At 42.4% G+C, this 23,233-nt stretch carries 24 protein-coding genes; 9 read left to right on the top strand and 15 right to left on the bottom strand.

From position 1 onward, the window contains the following. The first annotated feature begins 114 nt into the window (after positions 1–114). The 3 genes from C6Y06_RS14135 (at position 115) to C6Y06_RS14125 (ending at position 2,874) form a co-directional block, all read left to right on the top strand. Entirely contained in the window at positions 115–543 is a 429-nt protein-coding gene (locus tag C6Y06_RS14135; RefSeq protein WP_060595509.1) for a NucA/NucB deoxyribonuclease domain-containing protein, read from the top strand. A 126-nt stretch (positions 544–669) separates the two neighbouring features. Next, the gene (locus C6Y06_RS14130) at positions 670–2,367 is read left to right on the top strand and encodes a methyl-accepting chemotaxis protein (RefSeq protein WP_106037078.1); all 1,698 of its coding nucleotides are present in this window, start codon (positions 670–672) and stop codon (positions 2,365–2,367) included. Positions 2,368–2,487: 120 nt separating this feature from the next. Further along, on the top strand, positions 2,488–2,874 hold the full coding sequence (locus C6Y06_RS14125) for a competence protein ComJ (RefSeq protein ID WP_066031345.1): 387 nt from the start codon (positions 2,488–2,490) through the stop codon (positions 2,872–2,874). Between the two features lies 1 nt (position 2,875). Here the strand turns inward: C6Y06_RS14125 and C6Y06_RS14120 are convergent, their stop codons facing one another. Further along, entirely contained in the window at positions 2,876–3,682 is an 807-nt protein-coding gene (locus C6Y06_RS14120) for an AAC(3) family N-acetyltransferase (RefSeq protein WP_095285948.1), read from the bottom strand. Positions 3,683–3,710: 28 nt separating this feature from the next. Beyond that, positions 3,711–4,127 (bottom strand): Lrp/AsnC family transcriptional regulator, encoded by a 417-nt coding sequence (locus C6Y06_RS14115; protein WP_034664465.1) that lies wholly within the window; start codon positions 4,125–4,127, stop codon positions 3,711–3,713. 114 nt (positions 4,128–4,241) lie between these two features. Between C6Y06_RS14115 and C6Y06_RS14110 the strand changes: the two genes are divergently transcribed. Then, positions 4,242–5,006, top strand: a complete 765-nt coding sequence (locus C6Y06_RS14110; RefSeq protein WP_060595506.1) for an MBL fold metallo-hydrolase — start codon at positions 4,242–4,244, stop codon at positions 5,004–5,006. A gap of 49 nt (positions 5,007–5,055) precedes the next feature. Here C6Y06_RS14110 and C6Y06_RS14105 read toward each other — a convergent pair whose 3' ends face one another. Further along, complete coding sequence (locus C6Y06_RS14105) at positions 5,056–5,385, bottom strand: YckD family protein (protein ID WP_106031600.1); 330 nt, start codon at positions 5,383–5,385, stop codon at positions 5,056–5,058. A gap of 181 nt (positions 5,386–5,566) precedes the next feature. On the opposite strand from C6Y06_RS14105, the gene C6Y06_RS14100 reads away from it, so the two are divergent. Both C6Y06_RS14100 and C6Y06_RS14095 read left to right on the top strand, forming a co-directional pair. Then, on the top strand, positions 5,567–6,439 hold the full coding sequence (locus tag C6Y06_RS14100; protein ID WP_106037077.1) for a transporter substrate-binding domain-containing protein: 873 nt from the start codon (positions 5,567–5,569) through the stop codon (positions 6,437–6,439). 12 nt (positions 6,440–6,451) lie between these two features. Further along, complete coding sequence (locus C6Y06_RS14095) at positions 6,452–7,129, top strand: amino acid ABC transporter permease (protein WP_034664171.1); 678 nt, start codon at positions 6,452–6,454, stop codon at positions 7,127–7,129. Between the two features lie 46 nt (positions 7,130–7,175). Here C6Y06_RS14095 and C6Y06_RS14090 read toward each other — a convergent pair whose 3' ends face one another. The 5 genes from C6Y06_RS14090 to C6Y06_RS14070 all read right to left on the bottom strand — a co-directional run bounded on the left by C6Y06_RS14090 (position 7,176) and on the right by C6Y06_RS14070 (position 13,365). Then, positions 7,176–8,474 (bottom strand): arsenic transporter, encoded by a 1,299-nt coding sequence (locus C6Y06_RS14090; protein ID WP_106037076.1) that lies wholly within the window; start codon positions 8,472–8,474, stop codon positions 7,176–7,178. 113 nt (positions 8,475–8,587) lie between these two features. Next, positions 8,588–9,820, bottom strand: a complete 1,233-nt coding sequence (locus C6Y06_RS14085; RefSeq protein ID WP_034664173.1) for a PucR family transcriptional regulator — start codon at positions 9,818–9,820, stop codon at positions 8,588–8,590. Between the two features lie 125 nt (positions 9,821–9,945). Beyond that, positions 9,946–11,493 (bottom strand): L-glutamate gamma-semialdehyde dehydrogenase, encoded by a 1,548-nt coding sequence (gene pruA, locus C6Y06_RS14080; RefSeq protein ID WP_060595502.1) that lies wholly within the window; start codon positions 11,491–11,493, stop codon positions 9,946–9,948. A gap of 23 nt (positions 11,494–11,516) precedes the next feature. Continuing rightward, a complete protein-coding gene (locus C6Y06_RS14075) occupies positions 11,517–12,434 on the bottom strand; it encodes a proline dehydrogenase family protein (protein WP_034664177.1) in 918 nt (305 codons plus the stop codon). Positions 12,435–12,594: 160 nt separating this feature from the next. Further along, positions 12,595–13,365, bottom strand: a complete 771-nt coding sequence (locus C6Y06_RS14070) for a nucleotidyltransferase domain-containing protein (protein ID WP_095285952.1) — start codon at positions 13,363–13,365, stop codon at positions 12,595–12,597. Between the two features lie 90 nt (positions 13,366–13,455). On the opposite strand from C6Y06_RS14070, the gene C6Y06_RS14065 reads away from it, so the two are divergent. After that, positions 13,456–13,770: a hypothetical protein gene (locus C6Y06_RS14065; RefSeq protein ID WP_106037075.1), complete on the top strand. Its 315-nt coding sequence runs from the start codon at positions 13,456–13,458 to the stop codon at positions 13,768–13,770. Positions 13,771–13,805: 35 nt separating this feature from the next. On the opposite strand, the gene C6Y06_RS14060 is transcribed toward C6Y06_RS14065, so the two are convergent. Then, positions 13,806–14,762, bottom strand: a complete 957-nt coding sequence (locus C6Y06_RS14060; protein WP_106037074.1) for an acetylxylan esterase — start codon at positions 14,760–14,762, stop codon at positions 13,806–13,808. 234 nt (positions 14,763–14,996) lie between these two features. On the opposite strand from C6Y06_RS14060, the gene C6Y06_RS14055 reads away from it, so the two are divergent. Then, on the top strand, positions 14,997–15,782 hold the full coding sequence (locus C6Y06_RS14055; protein WP_060595500.1) for a carbon-nitrogen family hydrolase: 786 nt from the start codon (positions 14,997–14,999) through the stop codon (positions 15,780–15,782). 45 nt (positions 15,783–15,827) lie between these two features. Here the strand turns inward: C6Y06_RS14055 and C6Y06_RS14050 are convergent, their stop codons facing one another. Beyond that, complete coding sequence (locus C6Y06_RS14050; protein ID WP_106037073.1) at positions 15,828–16,727, bottom strand: LysR family transcriptional regulator; 900 nt, start codon at positions 16,725–16,727, stop codon at positions 15,828–15,830. Positions 16,728–16,843: 116 nt separating this feature from the next. Between C6Y06_RS14050 and C6Y06_RS14045 the strand changes: the two genes are divergently transcribed. Then, positions 16,844–17,617 carry a class I SAM-dependent methyltransferase gene (locus C6Y06_RS14045; protein ID WP_106037072.1) on the top strand — a complete coding sequence of 258 codons (774 nt, stop codon included), beginning with the start codon at positions 16,844–16,846 and terminating at the stop codon, positions 17,615–17,617. A 37-nt stretch (positions 17,618–17,654) separates the two neighbouring features. On the opposite strand, the gene C6Y06_RS14040 is transcribed toward C6Y06_RS14045, so the two are convergent. The 5 genes from C6Y06_RS14040 to nadE form a co-directional block, all read right to left on the bottom strand. Further along, positions 17,655–18,212: a shikimate kinase gene (locus C6Y06_RS14040; protein WP_060595498.1), complete on the bottom strand. Its 558-nt coding sequence runs from the start codon at positions 18,210–18,212 to the stop codon at positions 17,655–17,657. A gap of 164 nt (positions 18,213–18,376) precedes the next feature. Then, positions 18,377–19,753, bottom strand: coding sequence for an MFS transporter (locus tag C6Y06_RS14035; RefSeq protein ID WP_060595497.1), 1,377 nt, complete (start codon positions 19,751–19,753; stop codon positions 18,377–18,379). Between the two features lie 120 nt (positions 19,754–19,873). After that, positions 19,874–20,881, bottom strand: a complete 1,008-nt coding sequence (locus C6Y06_RS14030) for a LacI family DNA-binding transcriptional regulator (protein ID WP_060595496.1) — start codon at positions 20,879–20,881, stop codon at positions 19,874–19,876. A 77-nt stretch (positions 20,882–20,958) separates the two neighbouring features. Beyond that, a complete protein-coding gene (locus tag C6Y06_RS14025) occupies positions 20,959–21,906 on the bottom strand; it encodes a dihydrodipicolinate synthase family protein (RefSeq protein WP_060595495.1) in 948 nt (315 codons plus the stop codon). Positions 21,907–22,235: 329 nt separating this feature from the next. Beyond that, positions 22,236–23,057, bottom strand: coding sequence for an ammonia-dependent NAD(+) synthetase (nadE, locus tag C6Y06_RS14020; RefSeq protein ID WP_034664190.1), 822 nt, complete (start codon positions 23,055–23,057; stop codon positions 22,236–22,238). Positions 23,058–23,233 lie beyond the last annotated feature (176 nt).

Genomic DNA, 23,233 nt, shown 5'->3' with positions numbered 1-23,233 from the left:
AAAACCGTTTTTCGAACTTTAAAAGGCGTTTTTTCAAAACCAGGAGAAATTGGTAAGTAATTCTGCTATACTTCTGTTTACAAAATACGCAAACAAGAAAGAGAGCTAGCATCTATGAAACTTCTTAAAATCATTCTCTTGCTTTTACTAATCGTCGTTGGTGTAACAACAGGCTATATTCAGCTGGAGCAAAGTAAACAAGAGACGACGAATTCATCTTATGACAAAACCATTCACTTCCCATCAGATCGTTACCCAGAAACCGCGAAGCACATAGAAGAGGCAATTGATGAAGGCCATTCATCCGTATGTACGATTGACCGTAAACATAGCGATGAACAGAGAGACCAATCACTTCATGGCATCCCAACAAAGCGCGGGTATGATCGGGACGAATGGCCGATGGCGATGTGTAAGGAAGGAGGAACAGGAGCTTCTGTCAAATATATCAGTCCTTCAGATAATAGGGGAGCAGGCTCATGGGTCGGTCATCAATTATCGGATGATCCTGACGGCACAAGAATACAATTTATCATCGATTAACGCCATTTCCTTTTTCTATCTAAAAAAATTTTCTCGTAACTGCATACAGGTATTTCAAACATTTTTTTCATGCCGATAATCCTTAAGGAGGTTTAACCTACCTTATACCTAAAGGAGTCAAAAAGCATGAAGAAAAAGGGAAAACTGAGGCTTGGTGCCAAAATTTTGCTGATCTTTTTAAGTGTCCTCATCATCTTTTCAGCAGTTGTTGGTTATGTGGTGAATCGTGAAATGACAGAAAACATCAAGCGCATGGCCACTGAAAAAGCAAAAGGTGATTTAAAGCTAGGCTATGCCTACCTAGATGAAAAAGTGGCAGGCTCGTGGCAGATAAAAGATGGCAAGCTTTATAAAGGGGATACCCAAATCAATGATCATGATATATTGGTTGACCAATTAGCTGAATATACCGATGATACCATCACAATTTTCCAAGGGAATACCCGTGTCGCGACGAATGTCATGTTAAACGGAAAACGAGCTGTCGGTACAGAAGTCTCACCTGAAGTGAAGACAGCTGTATTAGATAAAGGAGAAGACTATTACGGCACAGCAAATGTTGCCGGGAAAGACTATCAAACGGCTTATATGCCGATCAAAAATGAAGCAGGCAAAACGATTGGTATTTTTTATACGGGCGCCAATCAAAGCATGATTTCACAAATGCTTCAGTCATTCTATATTCAATTTGTCATTGTTCTGTTGTTAAGTTTAATTGTTGCAGTTATCATTATTTCTATTTTCACAAAGCGGTTTCAGTCACGCCTCAAGTGCATAGCTTCTGCCATTAAAAGTGCAGGCGAAGGAAATTTAACCATCAATGTGTCGGATACGGCAGGCGATGAACTGTCTGACCTGGCTGGTCATTTCAATAAGATGCGGGAAAAATTAAATCAAACCATTCTTAATGTCATGAACACATCTGAATTAGTGGCCACCTCATCTGAGCAGCTTTCAGCTAGCGCAGAAGAAACAAGTGCAGCATCAGAAAAAATCACCCACAGTATTCAAGAAGTAGCTCAATCATCAGAAGAACAATCAGCTCAAATGACAACAAGTGAGCACACGATGATTCAAGTATCTAACGAGCTGGCAAACATCACGGAAAATGCGGAACAAATGGCTTCAAGAAGTCAATTTGCACAAGAAATGGCCCTAAAAGGTGTACAGAATATTGGGGAAGTAAACTCACAAATGACATCTATTGCAAAATCAATCGAGGAAAATGGGACAGCCGTTCAAGCATTAGAAACACGTTCAGCTGAAATTGATCATATTTCCAATGTTATTACAGACATCGCTAATCAGACAAACCTGCTTGCTCTTAACGCAGCAATTGAAGCAGCACGAGCAGGCGAGCATGGAAAAGGTTTTGCGGTTGTCGCAGACGAAGTGAGAAAGCTCGCTGAAGAATCTCAAGCATCATCAAATATGATTTCCCATCTCATTTCTGAAATCCAAAAAGAGATGACTCATTCGACGAATGCCATCAAACGAGTAAAAGAGGAAGCGGCTCAAGGGACTGTACTTATTTCTCATACAGAAGAATCATTTATTGATATTCAACAGTCAATGAGAGAAATGGCAGATGGCATCAAACATTTATCTAGTGCATCACAAAAAATCGCAGCTTATACAAACGATGCGAAACAATCCTTTGCCACTATCACAGAAGGCGTTAAACTAACGAGTGAACATTCACAGCAAGTAGCCGGTTTAACAGAAGAACAATTTGCCTCAATGGAAGAAGTAACAGCATCATCAGAAGCTCTTGCCCATTTAGCAGGAGATTTAAAAGCAATGGTTTCGCAATTTCACATCTAGATTCCTCAAATAGAAGCGCAAGACGGCGACAATCGTCTTGCTGCCTAACATTCTCTTCAAGAATCATTCTTTCAACCATTCACATTCCAACGAAAATCTATGTATAAAGGAGTTTTTTAAATGAATAAGTTAAACCAAGCCTATTCCCTATCTATCTCTTATCACCAAATCACCGTATACACCGGAAGCAAAACACCACCTGTGATTGATTGGTCAGATGATGACATTCTTCAAGGATTCGCCATGGGAGATCAGGGTGTGTCCTTTGAAGGGATCAACAACGGAAAAGCATCTGTTACCGTAACTTTAAATAGCGATATGCCCCCAGCCTCGGCTGACAGAATAGTTACAGTGCCTTTTACGCATGCAAGCGATCAAGTTTATATCACAAGCGTCATGGCTCAGGTGCTATCTTTCCCTATTCCAAAGGGAGACTATCAGCTCACCTGCTATACCTCACAGCAGCCTGATCAAGACCTTTATCATATAAATTTCCAAACTGTGTAGATCACGACTGATCGTACAAATCAAGCCACTTTTCCGCAAAGTCTACTGATTCTCTCACCGGCAATAAATATGAACTGGCAAGTCCGATTTGACCGTGATCATGAGTGCCTCCTGATTGTAGAAAATCACGACCGATCTGCTCAAATAGTTCTTCTCTTGTGATAATATCTTGGTACTCTTTCCATACCCTCCATCCATTTTCTAAGATGGGAGCTCCTCTTGTCATGAGGTCTTGCTGAGGGATGCGATATTCAGCAAGATGGAAAGCTGTCAGGCTCTCAAATGACGTACCAATCAGCAGCACCTGAGCCTGAAGATCATACATGCGGGCTAGAGGCGAATGTTCTCCTAATCCAAAAGAAAGTGCGTGGTGTTTCAGAAGCTCATGTTTCCTTTTGCCCCAGGCTGTGAATGAAAAATGAGGATGATTGCTTCTCGCCACGCCTGGGTATTTCCAAAACGTTTCCGCTACCTTTCCCATTGCTGTTGGCGTCGTGTATGCTGGATCAAATGCAGGCATCGTCTCTTTGATCGATTTCCACCACGAAAAAGGAACAGGCGGATTGATCCAATCAGCGGGATCAGAAAGCTCTAACGTTTGTGCCGGCATGATCAGTGTCCCCTCTTCTGATAAGGTTTCCATCAATGCTTGTATGAGGGCAACAGCGCCTCCGTTTACCCAGCCGATAGATGATAAAGATGAGTGAACACATAAAATCATGCCTTTTTTCACACCAAGTTGAACCAAGTCTGCTTTGATTCTTTCCTTTGTCATCGGTTCAGCTTGATTTTTGATTAATTTTTTCATCGTTCCTTTTCCTCCTGCGTCTCTTCTATTACTGATGAATGAGACGTTTAACCGCAATAGACAGTTTATAATTTGCGTAATTTGTCAGCTCCGTTAAAAACAGATCCAGTTCATCATGACTGGAAAAATGGCCTTCAGCCATATAACAGCCCTCACCACTTATTTTAAACAAGTTCTTGATCTCTTCCTGTTGGTCGAGAAACGACAGAAGTGGTTCGTGATGATGACTGCGGGTATAGAGCTGCATAAATGTTTGGATGGTCTTTTGAGTCCGCCAGTCAATCGAAATGGTATATGCTTCAATCACACCCTCTTCTTCAAGCTTTAACACACGATTTGCAACAGCTTGACCGGTTAAATGAACTTTTTCACCTAGCGCTTTCATGGTCAATCGACTGTTTTTAGAGAGCTCTTTTAATATATCCATATCGGTTTGGTCTAACATTGACTCACCTCTTTCAAAAATCAAGTCCTTCTGCTGAAAGACTTTCATTACCCTCTGTCATATGGAACTCTTTTAATATACTGTAAACTTAATCAGAAAAAAAGGAGGCCTTTCATGAAAATCACGCTCATTCGGAATGCTACTTTATACCTTCAATATGGTCAGGCAACTTTCTTCATTGATCCCTTTTTAGCAGCAAAAGGAACATATCCACCGTTTCCTCATACAGCCAATCAACATTTGAACAATCCTATTGTTGATCTGCCTGTAAACATTGACTTAGACAACATGTTACACCCAGATGCTGTCTTACTCACTCATTTGCACGTGGATCACTTTGATGACGAGGCAAAACAAAAATTAGCTCAAGACCAGCCCATTTATACGCAATCGGAGAATGACAAAAAAGAAGTTGAAGAAGCCGGTTTCCAGCATGTCACATGCATTGAAGATGAAATAGACATTTGCGGTGTTCATATTAAGCGGACAGGTGGACAGCATGGGACAGGAGAAACTGCGAAGCGGATGGGACAGGTCAGCGGTTTTGTTTTCTCTCACCCTGATGAACCTACCCTTTACATTGCAGGTGATACCATTTGGTGTGATGAGCCGAAGGAGGTTGTCAATACATGCAAGCCAGATGTCATTGTGGTTAATAGCGGAGCTGCTCAATTTTTAGAAGGCGATCCGATTACCATGACGAAGGAAGATATTTTAGACGTTCACCGTTCTCAGCCAAAAGCACAAATTGTCGCTTGTCACCTTGAGGCAGTGAACCATTGCTTGCTAACAAGAGCTTCTTTACAAGCTTACATTCAGGAGCATCATGCAGATCAAGCCATTTTTGTCCCTAAAGATGGTGAAAGTCTCACCTTCTGAAAAGATTCATAAATAATAAAAAACCGGCACCTCGCTGCCGGTTTCATCATTATGGTCGATGGTGCTGTGGTTTTTTCAGCAATGGAACAAATCCGTTATTTTCCAAATGATTGTAATGCTCATCCATTCGTTTGGTAATATGTGTACCTTGTTCCTTTGTTAACACACCATATTGAACGTATTTCTCAATCACTTCTTTTCGTTTAGAAAGAATTTGCTGCTCAAGCATTTCAATTTGTTTTTGTTGTTCTGTCGTTAATTTTACTTGATGCGTTACTGGACGCTTTTCCATTTGGGGTGTTTCACCATAAGCTGTTTCCATATAAAAACCAGACAACAGCATCATCGATAATATGATTAAGCCACTTACTTTTTTCATCATTGTTATTCCCTCCTTTATTCGCAATTATTTTGTACGCACTTTCCTTTTTTATACATTATTTCACCACGCAAATTGCACATAATATTCTTACTTTTTCGCTTTTCTTCTGAAAACGTTGTCCTAACAGAAAAAGCGTGCTATGTTTTGTTTTGTATAAAAAATAGAGGAGGATTCTTAAATGAGTCGTTTTTATCATAGAAAATCGATATGGTTGATGCTTGTTGTGTCTGCTTTCATACTTGTCATGTCTGCTTGCAGTCAATCAAGCTCTTCTCAGTCTGGAGATTCAAAGTGGGATGAGATTCAAAAGAAAGGGAAAATCGTGGTTGCTACTTCAGGCACCCTTTATCCAACGTCATATCATGATACATCTAATGGCAAGGATCAATTGACTGGTTATGAAGTGGAAGTGGTCAAAGAAGCGTTTAAACGCCTTGATGTGAAAGTAGAATTTAAAGAAATGGGCTATGATGGCATGCTGAGCGCCATTAATTCTGGTCAAGTGGATGCCGCTGCAAACGACATTGACATCACAGATGACAGAAAAGATAAGTTTGCCTTTTCAACTCCTTATAAATATTCCTATGGCACGGCGATCGTACGAAAAGATGATTTGTCTGGCATTAAGAAGTTAAAAGATTTAAAAGGAAAGAAAGCAGCTGGAGCTGCCACAACGATTTACATGGATGTCGCTCGCAAGTACGGTGCGAATGAAGTCATTTATGATAATGCGACAAACGAGCAATACTTAAAGGATGTCGCTAATGGTCGTACAGATGTCATTCTAAATGATTATTACTTGCAGACACTAGCTCTTGCTGCATTCCCGAAATTAAATATTACGATTCACCCTGACTTAAAATACATGCCAAACGAACAAGGTTTTGTGATGAAGAAAGACAACACAGAGCTTCAAAAAGAATTAAATCGTGTCTTAAAAGACATGAAAAAAGACGGAACCATGAAAAAGATTTCCGAAAAATTCTTTCATCATGCAGACGTCTCAAAGAAAATAGATGCTGATGTCGAAGATGTCGACATTTCTAAATAAGGAGCCGCAATCGTGGGAGATATTCATTTAGAATATATATTTAATCCTGCACTGGCAAAGGCGTCATTTCCATTTGTCATGAAAGGCATCTGGCTGACGCTGCTCATTTCCTTTGTGAGCATGTTTTTTGGTACAATTCTTGGCTTTTTTATTGCGCTTGCCAGAATGGCGAACACGTGGATGCTTCGCCTGCCTGCACGGTTGTATATCTCATTCATGCGAGGCGTGCCCATTCTGGTGATTTTGTTTATTCTTTATTTTGGATTCCCTTATATCGGGATTGAGTTTACAGCGGTCACCGCTGCCATTATTGGGTTCAGCTTCAATAGCGCTGCCTATATTGCAGAAATCAATCGGGCGGCCCTCTCCTCTGTTCCGAGTGGACAGGTGGAAGCTGCCAAGTCACTAGGTCTCAGCTATTGGCAAACGATGCGCGGTGTCATTTTACCTCAATCCGTCCGCATCGCACTGCCGCCATTGACCAATGTCATGCTCGATTTAATCAAAGCCTCCTCACTGGCTGCGATGATTACTGTACCGGAGCTCTTCCAGCAAGCAAAAATTGTAGGTGGACGAGAATTCGATTATATGACCATGTATATTTTGGTCGCACTCATATACTGGGGCATTTGCAGCGTAGTCTCATTGCTTCAAGACTTTTTAGAAAAGCGCTATGCGAAATATCTGTAATAAAGGAGAGCAGATCTCATGGATCTGCTCTCTTTTGTATTTAGCTTTAATGTATCAGCCATAACCACACATATAACCCTAGTAAAGTAAGGATCAAGGTTGGGATGGTCAGGATGATTCCGGCTTTCATGTATGCACCCCAAGAAATATGGACGCCCTTTTTCTTGAGAACATGAAGCCACAGCAATGTCGCCAATGAGCCGATAGGGGTCATTTTCGGACCAAGGTTGGAGCCGATGACATTGGCATAAATCAGTCCGTCTCTCATGACGCCTGCTGTATCTGTATGACCGATCGCAATCGCATCGATTAACACAGTGGGCAGATTGTTCATGACAGAGGACAGCACTGCGGCAAGCACGCCCATAAACATCGTTCCCCCAAGCAAGCCATGCGATGCGCCTTGTTCGATCCATGCCGCCAATATTTCTGTGAGACCGACATTCTTCAGTCCATATACGACGACATACATGCCAATTGAGAAAAAGACTATGGACCACGGTGCTTCTTTTATGACGCGTTTTGTCGCCACTTGCGGACTTCTTCTCGCCAGCCACAAGAAGACAAGAGCAATACCGCCCACAATGATGGAGACCGGAACCCCAATGAGTTCCCCTGCAAAATAACCGACAAGCAGACAGCCAAGCACATACCAAGACAAGCGGAACATGCGGATATCTCGAATAGCTGATGCCGGCTCTTTCGCTTGTGACAGATCGTATGTTTTTGGGATGAGCTTCCGGTAAAACACATAAAGCACTAGCATGCTCGCTCCAAGCGACACAAGGTTTGGCACGAACATGTTCGCTGTATATTCTAGAAATCCAATATGAAAATAGTCGGCTGATACGATATTAACCAAGTTACTAATCACAAATGGCAAGGAGGTTGTATCTGCAATAAAGCCGCTCGCCATCACAAAAGGCAGGATCATCCGCTCATCCAGCTTTAACGCTCTCACCACAGACAAGACGATCGGGGTCAAAATCAGTGCCGCTCCATCGTTCGCAAAAAAAGCAGCCACGACAGCGCCGAGCAATGTTAAATAAATAAACATGCGGACACCGTTCCCTTTTGCGGCTTTTGCCATATGCAGTGCAGCCCATTCGAAAAACCCAATTTCATCTAAAATTAACGAAATAATAATGATGCCAATAAACGCAAATGTCGCGTTCCATACTATATGCGTCACTTCCCACACATCGCCCAGATGAACGACACCAAAGACAAGTGCAAGAATGGCGCCTCCACATGCTGACCATCCAATGGTTAAACGTCCTGGCTGCCAAATGACAAGGACGAGGGTCAGGATAAAAATCAAAATGGCCAAGGTGACTGCTCCCAAAGGTGGCCCCCCTTTCATAAAATCCTTATCTATCATACAACGTAACGCAGCAGTTGTATGCCATTTTCACATGAAAACCCGCAGGTGATCCCGGGCACCTGCGGATTCGATGACTATTGATCTTTTTTCATCAGCATCAATTCAATAAATAACTCACATCGCTGGCTGAAGTGACTTAAATCGATTGAGGTCATATCAAAGATTTGTTTCATTCGATAGTTTAATGTATTTTGATGAATAAACAACTGCTCTGCAGCAGGCTTTAGCTTGCAGTTATTCAATAAGTAGACTTCAAGCGTTTTTAAAAAAGAAGTTTGGCTGTCACGGTCTTTTTCCTTCAAACGTAACAAATCTGGATTGAAATCATTTTTCTTTTTTTGATGGCTGTAAATCGAGTCTAAGAACCGGAAAACCCCCAGATTCTCGTAATCATATGGAATCAGCTCTTGTCCCCCAACAATTTTCACAGCCTTCACGACCTCTATCGCTTCAAATCGACTTGTACTCATTTTCATGACATCTCGATACTCTCTTCCCATCCCGATATACAGCGGCGAAGGATGGGCATGCGTTTTCGATTGCAGATGAGCGATGACGTCGGCAGCAGTTGCTTTCGGTGAGTGCCGGTCTGACAAGCTGCCCAATATCACGACAATGTCGGCTTGAACGGAGTATACGTGATTCACCTTATCTTCTAGCTGCAAATACGTTCGAATGACATCCTTCACGTCTTCTGCCGTCTCACTTTTGTTATCGGCAGCATGTACGACCATGACAGTAAATACTGCCGGCAATGGGATACTTAAATTCTCAGCCTCCCACTTCAGTTCTTCTTCTGTATAAAAATGATCATCCATGACCTTTTTGAAAAATTCTTCAATCTTGCCTTCCTTTTTCTCCAGCTGTTTCTTATTCTTATAAATCACTTTTCCCACTTGAAAGGAAGCTTCGTGCAAAAATTGCAGCTCCTCCTGAGAGAGGGAATCCTCAATGTCCTGCACCCAAATAAAGCCCACAACTTCTTGTTTATGCTTGGCGCTCACAGCCACCCGCCGATTAAACCCGAGCTCGTCATGACCGCTCACATAAAAAGGCTTTGAATCCGTGTGAAGTCGCTCGATGACCCCTGTTTTCTTTAACCAATCGACTACAGACCCCGGGCATTCCTTTGAGAAAATCGTTTGCTGGTTGACTGGGTCAAACTGCTGAATGCTGTAAGAATTATAAGCAAGGAGCTGGCACTCTGTGCTTTCTAAAATGACTGGTTTTTTTAAATACCCGCTAATAAATGCAATTAACTTATCGACATCAAAAAATGTATGAAGCTTTTCTAATATCTCTTCCATCCCGATTGCTCCCTGATTAAGTAATACATTTATCATACTTCTTTCCGGACAGATTTGTATAGAAACAAGTCGTAGACAAGCAAAAAAAGCATGAACCCGTGTGCACAGGTTCATGCTTTTCCATCTTAAAACATTTCACTAATCGTTTTCGCCTGCATGTGTAGAGCTAGGTAATCTGGACCGCCTGCTTTTGAATCGGTTCCTGACATTTTGAATCCGCCAAATGGGTGGTATCCCACGATGGCTCCTGTGCAGTTACGGTTAAAGTAGAGATTCCCTACATGGAACTCCTGCTTCGCACGGTTGATGTGATCACGATTATTGGTAATGACAGCACCTGTCAAACCATATTCCGTGTTGTTGGCTACTTCAAGTGCCTCATCAAAGCTAGACACTTTCGAGAAGGCCAAGACTGGTCCGAAGATTTCTTCTTGCATCAAGCGAGATGTTGGCTCAAGATCTGCAAAAATGGTTGGGTGAATGAAGTATCCTTCCGAATCATCACTCGTTCCACCAGTCACTAAACGGCCTTCCTCCTTGCCCACCTCGATATAATCCGTGATCTTGTCAAAGGACGCTTGATCAATGACAGGTCCCATGTAGACATCCGCAGAAAGAGGATTCGCTGTTGTTTTTGTTTCTGTGATTTCCTTCACTCGCTCGACCACTTGGTCATACAGCTTCTCGTGGACGACAGCCCGAGATCCAGCCGAACATTTCTGACCTGAAAAACCGAAGGCTGATGTGAAAATGGCATTAGCCGCTAATTCGACGTCTGCATCCTCATCTACAACCACTGTATCTTTACCGCCCATTTCAGCAATGACGCGCTTTAAATGCTGCTGACCTGGCTGTACTTTTGCCGCGCGTTCAAAGATACGTGTCCCTACTTCTCTTGAGCCAGTGAATGTAATCAGGCTTGTTTTCGGATGATCGACTAAGTAATCTCCGACCTCTGCTCCGCTTCCTGGTACAAAGTTCACCACACCCTTTGGAAGACCTGCTTGCTCAAGCTCTTCCACAAAACGTGCCGCAATCACAGGAGTTGCACTCGCTGGTTTTAAGACAACTGTGTTCCCTGTAACGATTGGTGCTACTGTTGTTCCTGCCATAATGGCAAACAAGAAGTTCCACGGCGGAATGACGAGCGTCACGCCAGTTGGTGTGTAAACATATTGATTGCGTTCCCCTTCGCGGCTGTTCACTGGTTTGCCTTTCGCCAGCTCCAGCATTTGACGGGCATAGTATTCAAGGAAGTCGATTGCTTCTGCTGTATCTGCATCCGCTTCGTTCCAAGGCTTACCTGCTTCTTTTACAAGAAGGGCTGAATACTCATGCTTTTTACGGCGAATGCTTGCCGCAGCACGGAATATGACGCTGGCTCTTTCTTCTGGAGACGTATAGCGCCATGTTTCAAATGCTTTCGCCGCAGCTTGAACCGCTTGCTCTGCCTCTTCTTTCCCGGCCTTTGATACGGTTCCAACGACTTCATCCTTTTTCGCTGGATTGATCGAGATAATCTGGTCTTTCGTTTCGATTCTTTCTCCATTAATCACGAGCGGATAGGTTTGACCAAGTGATTCTGTTACCTTTGCTAATGCTTGTTCAAACGCTTTGCGGTTTTCTTCCTGGCTAAAATCCGTGAATGGTTCATGTTTGTAAGGTGTTGTCATCTTTGTCACGCTCCCGTTTCAAATTATTTTCTCGTCATCCCTTTTAAAGCAAAGGCAATGTTTGCCGGCCGTTCTGCAAGACGTCTCATGTAGTAGCCATACCACTCTCGTCCATACGGGGTATAGACCCTCATTTGATAGCCCTCTTTCACAAGTGCCTGCTGCGTTTCTGACCTCATGCCATACAGCATTTGAAATTCGAACTGACTTGTCGGTATATTGTGTTTTTTCACAATATTTTTCGTAAACTCGATCATTTGATCGTCATGTGTCGCAATGGCTGTATAGTTCCCTGTGAGTAATTGCTTTTCGATCAGCTTTTGATAATTCTGATCGACGTCTTTTTTGTTTGGATACGCCACTTCAGCGGATTCCTTATAGGCACCCTTTACAAGTCTTAAAAATGGCTGAAGCTCATTTAGGTCATCAAGATCCTTTTCTGTTCTGTACAAATACGCCTGCAGGACCGTACTGACATACTCATATTGAGATTTCATCTCTTTAAAAATGTCCAGCGTTTTTTGACAGCGCTGTTCATCCTCCATATCGATTGTCACCATGATACGGTGTTTCTCTGCCGTATCTAAAATGCTTTTCATATTGCGATACACAAGGTCATCGTCAATATCCAGGCCGAGTGATGTCATTTTGAGTGACACGTGGGAATTGAGTCCCGCCTCAGCAATCCGCTGAATGGTTTGAATACACTCATTCGTCCGCTCATTTGCAATCTCTGCCTTTGTGACAAACTCACCAAGGTGATCAACTGTTACAGCCATCCCTTGATCATTTAATCGTTTGATGACAGAGATAGCGCTCTCAAAATCCTTCCCACCGATGATTTTCTTAGATGCAACAGCACTTCCCCAATTACGAGCAATATGGTTCAAGAGACTGCTCTTTGACAAAAACAAGAAGAAATTTCTTGTGACCGACTCCATAAAGGGCACCTCCCACTCTTTGTAAGCTATGTCTTTATTGTAAGGCTCATAAGCTGTCCGCTACAATATTTGAAGATGACAAAAATTCTGACTTTTTTTGTGGTTTTATCACAATAAGAGTTAAAAAAGAGCCTGCCGCTATCCGGCTGGCTCTTCCCTCCTACGCCCACACCTCATCAAGGGTAGACTGCAGCAGCTCATTTAATTCTTGCGTGAGATTGTCTTTCGGCTGATTGTAGCTTTTCACCAATTCATCAAAACGCGCCAGCTCTTTGTCGATGAATGGATGGACATAGGCGAGACGGTTCTCTACATCCATTTCCTCTCCGTCCATTTTACGTTTGAGCAGCTCGTGAATTTCTGTTAAAAGCGGGCCTTCCTCCACTAGCTCCTCGAGCAGTTCATGAAAGTCCATCGGCGGAACCGTCCGGTAGCGTTCAATCCACTGACAGGCAAATAGCGGACGAAGCACATAGAAATACTTCTTGATTCGCACCTGCTCCCCTCGTAAATGCCGGCTTTCATTCCGCTTCGCCATATTGAGGTAATGATACATCAATGCTGCAGGATAAAACGCTCGATCCTTTAATTCTCTTAGCTGCTTTGCTAAAGAGAAAGATTCAGCATAGATGATGTCAGAAGATAGCCATTCCATGATGGATGGATTTGATTTATTGAATAAGCGAAGTGCCTTTCTAAGCTCCCAGCCGCTGATATCAAGCACGTCATCAATCGGCCGTTCAATGACATCACGATGCTCTTCCATCGCCCAATACCATTCTTTCCGGGGAACATATAAAAAACGAACATCATAATCACTATCAGTCGAGGGAAATCCCCATGCCCTGCTGCCTGATTCAACGGCGAGGCAAATCTTTACGTCATACGTTTCTTCGATGATTTTCAGCTCTTCCTTGATTCTCTCTCTCAACATCCATCAACTCTTTCTATAGAATTCTGCATGACTTCTTCACGTTTTGGGAAAATACGAATAAGACATATAAAAAAGGAGTTGGATCTGATGTCTATATCTCGCATTTTGAAATGGATCACCGGGATTTTTGAAGCCTGCCTTGCCATCCCTGTGATCGGAGGTCTATTCGTTATCAGCAATGGCTATTCACCGCTCATGGTCATGCTTATTCTGCATATTATCACACTCGTCTTATCGAAGCGAGACCAGGGACCAATGATTGGAAGCATCATCGGAATTGTCACATCCTGCCTTGCTTGGATTCCAATTCTCGGATTCATTCTTCATATCATCACTGCCCTTGCTCTCATTATCACCGCGTTAGTGCCTGATGAAAAAACGAGACAGAATACGAGCTATTAAAAAAGAGGCCCTCCTAGCGAGCGGCCTCTTTTCTTTTAATTCGTTAAATGCTTTTGTAAGAAGGCAAGCTTCTCTGTTTGAAAAGCCGGGATGTACTCGTGTCCAAAGTAGCGATACACTTTTAAATCTTTATCTGTTTCTAAATGGTTGTATACTGCAAACACAGTAGATGGCGGGGTGATTTGATCGATCAAACCGATGGCCATTAATGTGGGCTGGTTCACCCATCCGGCTAAATTGATCAAATCAAAATAGCTTAACGTTTCAAATGCCTTTTCTTCCACTGCTGGATCGCTGTTTCTGCGAAAGTATGAATTGATTTCTAAATAAGGCTGCTCCAATGCCACATCTACTGCACGTTCGAAATTCGATAAGTACGGATAATCTGCCACGACGACCTTTGGAATGTCTGAAAGTGCTGCAGCTGCAACCGCTAGTGCACCACCCTGGCTTCCACCCACCACGCCGATACGGTGTTCATCCACTTCCGGAAAGGACTGAATAACGTCGAGTGCACGAACCGCATCTAAATAAACACCTCGATAATAGTAGGTCTCCTTCGATAAAATGCCTTTTGTCATCCATCCCAAAGCCTGCCCGTCTGGTGTCACTGTCTTATCTTCACTGCCGCCTTGACCGCGGACGAGCATACCAAATGTCGCATAGCCATGCAGTGCCCAGTTGACGATGTCGTGAATGCCGCCGTCATAGCTGGCATTATAGCCATGAAAACGAACGAGCGCTGGATGCGGACCTGTTTGATCTGGTACCGCATACCAGCCTTCAATTCGAGAATGACCAAAGCTTTGATACGTCAGGCGGTACACCTTGACGCCTTTCACTGGATAATCATAAGGTTCAAGTGCTGGCTGAGCCTCCACTTGGCGCAGTTCTTCGAGCGACGCCTTCCAAAAGTCTGAGAAATCAGGTCGTGCTGTTTTCTTCGGTTTATATACTTTTAGCTCTTCTAGTGGTAAATCGAACAATTGCATACCATACTATTCCCCTTTGTTTTATTAGTTATGAGTATCATATCACTGTTTTCTTGACTTAGAAAGTCATTTTCACTACAAAAGACAAAACCTTCTGACATTTCTATTGGCAAAGAGGATTGAAACCTTTATGATAAAGAAACTGGCTTGAAGACTAGATGTTCTCAGGCAAAACAAATCGATAGACATTCATGGATTTTCACATTTACACCATCGAATAAAGGAGGAACCTGTATGAAAATCGCCCTTGTCCAAATGGACGTACAAATTGGAGAACCTAATGTGAACTTTCAAAAAGCAGAAGCGTTTTTAGAAGAAGCCATCCATCAGCAGCCTGATCTGATCATTTTACCCGAAATGTGGAATACCGGTTACGATCTTGAACAAGCCGAGCAGCTTGCAGATGTAAACGGTGAACGCACAAAACAGCTCTTCTCTTCCTTTGCCCGCAAACACCAAGTGGTTCTCATCGCAGGAAGTGTATTGAACAAGCGCACAGAAGATGACAACATCACCAACACGATGTATGTCTTTAACCGCCAAGGTGAGCTCTTAGTGGATTATGATAAAATTCACTTATTCCGCTTAATGGATGAGCACAACTATTTAACAGCTGGTGATCAGCTTGGTTTATTTGACTATGATGAGGATGTGAAGATCGGTGCGATGATCTGCTACGACCTTCGCTTTCCGCAGCTTTCCAGAACACTTGTAAACAAAGGGGCGAAAGTGCTCATCAATACGGCGCAATGGCCGTCAGCAAGAGTGGATCATTGGCGTTGCCTGCTCATCGCAAGAGCGATTGAGAACCAGTCATTTATGATTGCTGTTAACAGAACAGGCACAAGCAGAGACACTGAATTCCCTGGCCACTCCATGGTGATTGATCCACTTGGCCGTATTCTGCTTGAAACAAGCCATGAGGAAGACATTTATTATGCGGAAATTGATCTTCAGCTAGTGGATGAAGTGAGACAGCAAATTCCTGTGATGACGGATCAGCGTCTGGATATCTATTAGAAAGCAGGGTGCTCCCCTGCTTTTTGCATTTAATTAAACGTTTGTTTAAGCTTGATTCTGGTAAAGGTCCATTAGGGCTTGAGCGGCTTTCGTTAAATACCTTTCTTCCACATATGCAAACACAAGAGTGCGGGTTGGGCATGAATCAATTTTCAAATAAGTGACTTCGTTCCTTTCCTCTTGTGCCACCATTTTCGGCACAACTGTCACACCTAGTCCATTTTTGACCGATGCCTGCGCTGTTTGAATATGACTTGTTTCAAAGGTAATCTTCGGCTGAAAACCATGATGAAGACATAGTTCCATGACCACTTGCCGAAAGCCATATCCCTCTTTCAACATAATAAATGCGGCGTCTTCCAGAAGGCGAAACGGAACAGACCCTTTCTGATCTGCTTGATTGATGATTTCGTTCAATTCATCTGTTGACCAGGGCTGGGCAGTTTGCGGAACTGCGAGAAGAAGCGGCTCTGTCAGCATGTGTTTCGTTTTCAATGATTCATGCTCGACAGGCATAGATAAAATAGCCAAATCCAGCTTTCCAGCCAATAGAAGTTTTTCTAGCTCACGAGGTGATTCTTCTATTAGTTGAACGTGAACATGAGGATACGTTCGACAAAAGGTTTTTAATAAACCGGGCAAGACATAGCCCCCTGTGACTGCTGGCGCTCCAATGTTCAGCTCTTTCCCCACCTCATAAGCTGCTTCTCCCATTTCACGCAGCAAATCATCTCTTTCCTTCAAAATGTTCTCAGCCCTTTTAATGAATCGACTCCCTTGAGGTGTGGGCGTGACTTGTCCATACTTTCGAATAAAGAGGGGTGTGTCTAATTCCTCTTCCAGCTTCTTCATTTGTTGGCTTAAAGAAGGCTGTGCAATGTGAAGTTGATCCGCTGCTTTTGTAAAACTTTTCTGCCGGTACACTTCCATGACATATTCCATCATTCGTATATCCACTTTCATCACCTCATAGGTTTTAACTATTCATGTCATATCTTTTATGTCTTAGACAAATAACAAAATGAATTTTACGATAAAGAGACAACAAAGGGGGAGAAGAAATGAATCCATATGCTAAAGCCGAAAACCAATTCTCACAAAATGCCGAGAACTATCGAGATTCACCTATATTTGCAGCCGGAGAAGAGCTGGAATGGATGAAAGCAACAGCCAATACGAAGGGTCACGAGCATTTACTTGATATCGGCTGCGGGGCAGGACATACCGTTTTTTCCTTTTCAGATATCATTTCTAAAGGAATCGGCATTGATGTCACGCAAAAAATGATCGAGGTTGCAGCAGCACTTGCGGAAGAACGCCAACTGAAACATATTACTTTTGAGCGGGCAGCCGCAGAAGCACTGCCCTTCGCTGATGAATCATTTGACATCGTGACGTGCCGCTTTGCCGCTCACCACTTTCCAAACCTGCCGGCAGCTATGTCTGAAATCAGCCGTGTCTTAAAAAAAGGCGGCACATTCCTGCTCGTCGATCATTACGCACCCGAAAACACTGCACAGGATTCATTCATTAATCACTTAAATAGACTCAGAGATCCTTCTCATGTGCGAGAAAGCTCGTTATCAGAATGGAAAGAGCTCTTCGCTGCCAACCAACTGACTCAAAAAGAAAAGCGTTACTGGGATCTGCAAATTGATTATCAGGACTGGATGATGCGTGGACGCACACCAGAGAATGTTCAAAAAGAGATCGTTTCCCATCTTCAATCCGCAGACCCTGATACAAAGCAGCTGTTTCAACTTCAATTCGATGCACAGCAGCAGCCTATTTCCTTCTGTTTAAAAGCTGCACTCATTCAAGGAATGAAGAATTGAACTTATAGAAAAAGTCTACCCTCGTTGGTAGACTTTTTTATTTCGAGTATAAATCCCAGCCAAGCTTGAGTGTGTCCACAATATAATTGGCGACTTCCTCAGCTTCTAGATGATCTGTTTCGACTCTTGAGTTATGAAGGGCATATATTTCCCGGCGCTCTTCAAACAGCTCTTTCATCTCATCGAGCGTCCGGTTGTGAAGAACAGGGCGGTTTTCAATTAAAATATCCAGCCGCTGTTTCCAATTCTCCCAGGATAAATCAAGGAAAAGAACCGTACAATGCTTCAAGCAGGCGCGTTTGATTTCTTCCTGTTTGAATGCACCGCCTCCAAGAGAAACGATCTTTAGCTGCGTATGTTCACATAAATCGACGATATAATCTTTTTCAGCCTGCCTGAAGAATGCTTCTCCTTTTTGCTGAAAGATCTCAGGAATCGTCATGTTATACTTTTTCTCAATCTCCTGATCCACATCAATAAAATCTCTATATAGCTTTTTGGCAACCAGCTGCCCAATGGTTGTTTTCCCAACACCCATAAAGCCAATGAGGACAATATTTCGCTGTCTCACAGGGATTTCTCTATTGTTTTTCATATTCGTGACACGTCCTCCTTACGACAAGGAATGCTACATAATGTATCTATTATATGATAAATGGCGCGCGAAAAGATAGGCAATTTGAAAAATTGTACGTAGATCATCTGCATAGAAAAAAGAACCTACCCTCTTTGGAATAAGTTCTTCACTGCGTGCGTAACTCACGGTGCAATATCCTCTAATACTTTCTCGCGCGTTTCGATCATTTTAAAAGCAAGAATTGCTCCCACTACAGTCACACTTGCGAAAAGAATAAAAATAGTTGAAACACCGCTTACCTCTAAAATAAAGCCTATCATAATAGGAGCGATCGCTGAGGCCAGCCTAAGCCACGCTGTAGCAAATGCCGTTCCAATCACCCTCATACGTGTTGGATAAATTTCAGGTGTATATAGATAGAGAAGAACTGTAATTGTCCCCATCATTCCGTAAGCAGCGGACCCTAAATATATAACACTTTCTGGAGAATTAGCTCCGCTGATCCATAAAGCAGTTAATAAAGCACCTGTTACAATAAATGCAATGGTTGCCCAGCGCTTTCGTCCTACTTTATCAATTAAAAATGCACAAGCGAATACCCCTATGGTCTGTAAAATATTTGTTAGAGATGCTGCCCTTAATGAATCTCCAACTGGCAAATTGTAAACAGTATTATAAAGACTCGGTAACCAGTTATTTAAACCATTCGAAACAAAGTAGGCAGAAAACCATAGTCCCCATACGATCAATGTTCTTTTACGATAAAAAGTTGAAAAAAGCTCTTTCCAGTCGCCTTTTTCAGTACTGCTAGATACTTGCTTTGCTACAGGCATTCGTTTGTCAGTACTAGCTTCAATTTCTTCAATAATTCTTTCGGCTTCATCTAACCTGCCTTTCGAAATAAGCCACCTTGGAGATTCGCGCAACATGAAAAAGAATACAAAGACGATTAAACCTCCAATGCCCCCAATCAAAAACATCCACTTCCACCCAAAGCTAGGTACAACAAATGCGCCTATTTGAGCTGAGATCATTAATCCTAAAGGAAAAATCATCTCATAAAGCATAAAAAATCTGCCTCTCCCTTGAGCCCGGGACAGCTCATTGATATATGAGGCTGCTACCGGCACCTCTCCTCCTACCCCAATCCCTTGTATAAAACGAAAAATAAACAGGGCCATAAAATTACCTGAAAACACGCATGCAATACTCATGACGGACATGAGGAGTACAGTCCACTTTGCACTAAATACACGGCCGCGCCTTTCTGCTAACCAGCCAAAGAAAATAGCACCAATCGCTTGTCCTATATAACCAGACCCAATAAGAAGACCAATTTGAGCAGGTGATAAACTCCACATTCCGATGAGAACTGGGAGAACAAACGCTAAAGATAGAGCATCAAAAGCATCAAAAAAAGTAGCAGATCCCATAATGATACGAGGTTTTAAATGCCATCTAGAAAAAGGTACACTTTCCATCCTAGTCAATAATTGTGAAGCTCTATCAACAACTTCTCCATCATGAGAATTTGAATTTCCGCTGAATTCTAACGTCATGTTATCTCCTCCTTATTAGAGGAAATGATGCAAAAGTACATGCCAAAGAGCGCTAAAGAAATCGCTTACATTTTAAACCAAGAGACATTCTAAAGCGTTCATACGAGTTTTCAGCATCTATCATTTCTTTTTTGGCGTTCCCGTGGTGCCCCGGTCTATATAGTACATAGGGAAGATATGTTCCATCGCATCTAACTGTTCTCCTTCCAATAACTGTGTTAGTAAAGAAACAGCTTTTCTTCCCATTCCAACTAAATCAACATGAACTGAAGATAAAGAAGGGGTTAGAAAACTTGCAATGGGCACATCATCGGCACCAACGACAGACAAATCATGAGGTATTGACACATTTGCGTTATTTGCCGCTTTCATGACCCCCATCGCCAAAAAATCTGAAGAGCAAACAACTCCAGTCATGTGCTGGTTTCCTTGGAGAAATTGAGAAACCACTTCTACTACTTTTCCCCCATCAAATTCATCTAACTCAAACACAAGTTCTTTGTTTATTGTTAACCCTAAATTTTTAAGTGTGCGCTCATATCCCTTGTAATACCTCACACTATGCATCGAACTCATTGGACCATTGACCAGCCCAATGGTTCGATGACCTTTATCAAATAAGGCCGTTATTGATTGACACACACCTTCTTCATCATCTGGCCTGACACATGGAAATGGAGAATCCTCTAGATAACTTCCGACAACTATAATGGGAATGGCTAAACTTTTTAACCAATCCATGCTTAGTTCTTCATTTCTTGGTGAAAATAGAATGGCTCCATCTACTGCCTGCGTTTCAAGTAATCGCTGCTGTTGTACAGATGTAAACGACATCAACATATTGAATTCCGTCTCATCTAATTCCTTCGCTATTCCATCTAGAATCGTTGAAAAAAATGGATTATTCAAAATATATGAACCACGCGGAACCACTACAGCTATATTCCCAGTCTTCCTTTTGACGAGCCCTCTAGCTCCTAAATTAGGACGATAGCCTAATTCATCAATTACTTGTTTGATTCTTTCAGCCGTTTGAGCACCTACTCCTGGTTTACCACTTAATACTCGGGAAACAGATGCTATAGACACTCCAGCTTTCAATGCTACATCTTTAATACTTACTGACACATTTCATACCTCCGGGAGTCTGTTGTTTTGTCCTCTATTATAACCTGACTCACCTTCATCATGAAATTAATGGTCTGTTATCTACTGACGTTTTCCTTAAGCAAACCAACACTTTGAAGGCCCTGGCGAATCTCTTCTTTCTCCTTATGAGTTAAAGGTAAGACCGGCTTCCTAGCAAGCGAACTACTGATTAGACCTCGCTGGTACATCGCTTCCTTCATTCGCAGATGAGAGGTAGATGAAGGTTCATCCATTTTATACACAGCATGCTTTAATTCGAAGATTCTATCGTAAACTTTATTGGCCGCTACAAGATCTTTTTCTTCCACACATTTCACAAGTTCAGCGATCAAATCTGGCACAAAACAGCCGAAACCTACAAGTGCTCCATCAATCCCTTGAATTAATGTTGGCAATAAATATTCATCGTGACATGTGAGTAACGATACATCTGGTGCATGTTTTTTCAATGCCCGCACATCGACCTCGTATTGTGCCATGTCTCTTTGACCAATTTTAAACGAGACAACATTCTCAATTTCCGACATTTCTAGTAATTGATTGGTTGTATATGAGGTTTTTGTCCAAGTTGGATATTGATGTACGATGATTGAAATGTCAATCGCTTCTGCAACTTCTTTAAAGAATTGGACAGGTGACTCAGGCTGCATACCGAATCTTAGCCATGAATGTGGCGGCATGAGAAGTATACCTTCTCCGCCAGCTTCTTCAACGGCTTTTGCATGTTGGATCGCTTCAATTGTCCCTTCAGCAGAAACCCCAGAAATGACAGGTACTTCCCCTTTTAATTCGTCGGCTGCAATGCGCACAGCCTCAGCTCGTTCATGTGGCAGTAAAGTCATAATCTCGCCAGTATGTCCATTGACAACGATACCGTTAATCCCTTTGTGCTCCGCCACCCAACGGACAAGCTTACGAAAAGCAGGTTCATCAATTGAATAGTCATCTTTAAAAGGAATTAAGACAGCCGGGAATACACCGCTCCATTTTTCTTTATTTTTCATCAACAAATTCCTCCCCTTTCGATTATAGTAAACGTTTACGGTAAGCGTTTACGTAAACAATCATAAAATGACATAACGGAGATTGTCAACTAAATTTTTAGAAAATTTTTATTATTCAAATAAAAATACAATCAATTTCATTTTTCTAGTAAATAATATAGGTTTGTTTTATTTCTTAAATGATTAAGCAATATCTGCTGGTTAAAGTTGCTGATTATCATCCTAAATACATATTCAATAAGAGACCATTATAAATAATTTTATATTTTCCAAACAGTATTTTTACTATAAAAAACCTCTCCATCACAGGAGAGGTCTCTTGCATTTTCTTATTTCCACCAGTCATCAAACATGGAAGCTGGTACTTGGCGTTTATGCTCTGATTGAACATAGCGCTTTTCAATCGCTTCTGCTGCTTGATCTGACACTGGCTTACCTTCTAAGTAATCATCAATTTCATTGTACGTAATGCCAAGTTCTGTTTCATCCGTTTGCTGAGGTTTGTCATCAAGCAGATCCGCTGTCGGTTTCTTTAAGTATAGGCGCTCAGGTGCTTGCAGCGCTTCTAGCAGCATCCGGCCTTGGCGTTTCGTCAGACCTGTGAGCGGAAGAACATCTGCACCGCCATCGCCATACTTCGTGAAGAAGCCGGTTACTGCTTCAGCTGCATGATCTGTACCGATGACAAGCAATCCTTCTTCTCCTCCGACAGCATACTGCGCGATCATTCTCATACGTGCTTTGACATTTCCTTTATTAAAGTCAGACAACGGGCCGCCTGTGTCCTTTTGATATTGTTCACTAAATGCCGTCACGGCAGGCGCAATATCATATTTCCACGACTTGTCCGGCTGAATAAATGATAAAGCGAGCTGTGCATCATCTTCATCCTGCTGCACACCGTGCGGGAGGCGCACCGCAATAAAGACTGCCTCTTCTTTTCCTTCTTGACGCAGCTCAGATGCAGCCAGCTGTGCAAGACGGCCAGCGAGCGTTGAATCCTGTCCGCCGCTAATGCCGAGGACGAATCCTTTTGCGCCAGTTTTTTTCAAGTATTCCTTTAGAAATCCAACCCGCTTTTCGATCTCTTGCTTTGGGTCAATTGAGGGCTGCACATGCAACTCTTGGCTGATCTTTTTCTGCAAACTCATACACTTTTCCTCCTAAGCATCCTCTACATGAAGAGAACAGGTTTTACTCTGAATTCATTGGTTTGACAACGTTTTTTAAGTCTTCATTATACCATGTTTTCAGGAAGAACATTTTGTTAGACGTTCCCCTATTTCATTAATGATCAAACATTCACAAAAGAAAAAGACCATGTCTA

Source organism: Bacillus sp. MZGC1, from assembly GCF_002998605.1.
Taxonomy (GTDB): Bacteria; Bacillota; Bacilli; order Bacillales; family Bacillaceae; genus Bacillus.
Note: the sequence above shows the minus strand (reverse complement) of the source record. Positions and strands in the feature narration are given on the sequence as shown.